This window comes from Promicromonospora citrea (assembly GCF_013004695.1).
GTDB classification, from domain to species: Bacteria; Actinomycetota; Actinomycetes; order Actinomycetales; family Cellulomonadaceae; genus Promicromonospora; species Promicromonospora citrea.
Genome location: NZ_JABEMG010000273.1, coordinates 1 through 1,620, shown reverse-complemented (window position 1 = coordinate 1,620; position 1,620 = coordinate 1). Strand labels below are relative to the sequence as shown.

The 1,620-nt window shown below is 78.7% G+C and carries 1 protein-coding gene and 2 pseudogenes; all 3 read left to right on the top strand.

The window, feature by feature from the left end:
* Positions 1–186: pseudogene (locus tag HLB15_RS23865) on the top strand (dihydrolipoamide succinyltransferase); the annotation flags it as partial.
* Positions 186–1,043 (top strand): type II secretion system F family protein, encoded by an 858-nt coding sequence (locus HLB15_RS23550; protein ID WP_171109182.1) that lies wholly within the window; start codon positions 186–188, stop codon positions 1,041–1,043. The pseudogene HLB15_RS23865 and the gene HLB15_RS23550, both read left to right, overlap by 1 nt.
* A pseudogene (locus tag HLB15_RS23545) lies at positions 1,040–1,620 on the top strand (type II secretion system F family protein); the annotation flags it as partial. The gene HLB15_RS23550 and the pseudogene HLB15_RS23545, both read left to right, overlap by 4 nt.

The following is a 1,620-nucleotide window of genomic DNA, read 5'->3' as shown; positions in this document are numbered from 1 at the left end:
CCTGCTGCGCACGCCGCGCCTGTCGCACCTGCCGAACACGCCGCGCCCCCTGCGTCCGCGGTGCCGTCGGCACCCGCAGCGCGCGCACACAGCCCGTGGTCCGGGCTCGCCCCGCGCTCCGACGCCGCCCCGGCCGCGCACGACGCCGCCCCGCGCCCCGACGCCGGACCCTGGGCGGTGCGCTGATGGGCGTGGTCGCGGGCCTGCTCCTAGGCGTCGGGCTGTTCTGCGTCTGGTGGTCGTTCTGGGCGCCGACGCCCCCACCCGCCGGCCGCGTCACCTGGCAGGCGCGCACGCGCGACGTGCTCGTCCAGGCGGGCGCCCCGTCGGTCACTCCGGCGATGCTCGTCGGCGCCTGCGTCGCGCTCGGCGCGGTCACGCTCCTGCTCGGGCTCGCGATCACCCGCTCGCCCGCGATCTCCTGCTGCTTCGCTCTCCTCGCCGTCCCCGGTCCGGTCGTGCTCGTCCGGTCACGCGCCCGCACGCGGCGCCGTGCGCTGCGCGAGGCGTGGCCCGAGGTCGTCGACCACCTCGCGTCCGGCGTCCGCGCGGGCCTGTCCCTGCCCGAGGCCGTCGCGCAGCTCGCCCGGCACGGCCCGGCCGAGCTGCGCGAGCCCTTCGCCCGCTTCGCCCACGACTACCGTGCGGGCGGCCGGTTCAACGACGCGCTCGACGCCCTCAAGGAACGGCTGGCCGACCCGGTCGCCGACCGCATCGTCGAGGCCCTGCGCCTCACGCGCGACGTCGGCGGGCAGGACCTGGGCCGCCTGCTGCGCACCCTCAGCGGCTTCCTGCGCGAGGACGCGGCGACGCGCGGCGAGCTCGAGGCCCGTCAGAGCTGGACCGTCAACGGCGCGCGCGTCGCCGTCGCAGGACCGTGGGTCGTGCTCGCGCTCCTGTCGACCCGGCCCGGCACCGCGCAGGCCTACGACACCCCCGCGGGCATCGTGGTGCTCGTCGCCGGAGGCGCCTGCGCCCTGGTCGCCTACCGCGTCATGCTGCGGATCGGGCGCCTGCCCGCCGAACGCAGGGTGCTGAGGTGACCGGCTGGGCGGCCGGGGCGCTCGCGGGCCTCGGCGTCGGGGTCGGTCTGCTGGTCGTCGGTTCCCGGCTCCGGGCACGCGCCGTCACGCTCGACGAGCGGCTCGCCCCCTACCTCAGCCCGCGCGACGCCACCTCGACGCTCCTGCGCGAGACCAGCCGCACCTCTGCCGTGGTGCGCCTGCTCGGACTGTACGACGTCGGCGCGTGGCTCGAGCGGTTCGGCTCGCCCCGCGCGGAGGTCCGGCGCCGGCTGGACCGGGCCGGTGCCGGGGAGACGGTCGAGCACTTCCGGGCGCGCCAGGTGGTCTGGACCGTCGTCGGCGTCGCCGCCGGGCTGGGCCTCGCGCTGCTGCTCGCCGCGACGCGCGGCGCCGCGGTGGTGCCGCTGGCCGCGCTCGTCGTGATCGCGGGCGCGTGCGGCCACGTGGCCTGCGACCAGGCCCTCACGCTGCGCGTCCGGCGGCGCGAGGAGCGCCTGCTCGCCGAGCTGCCGACGGTCGCGGAGCTGCTCGCCCTCGCCGTCGCGGCCGGCGAGGGGCCGGCCGCGGCCCTCGAGCGCGTCGCCACGACCGCGCG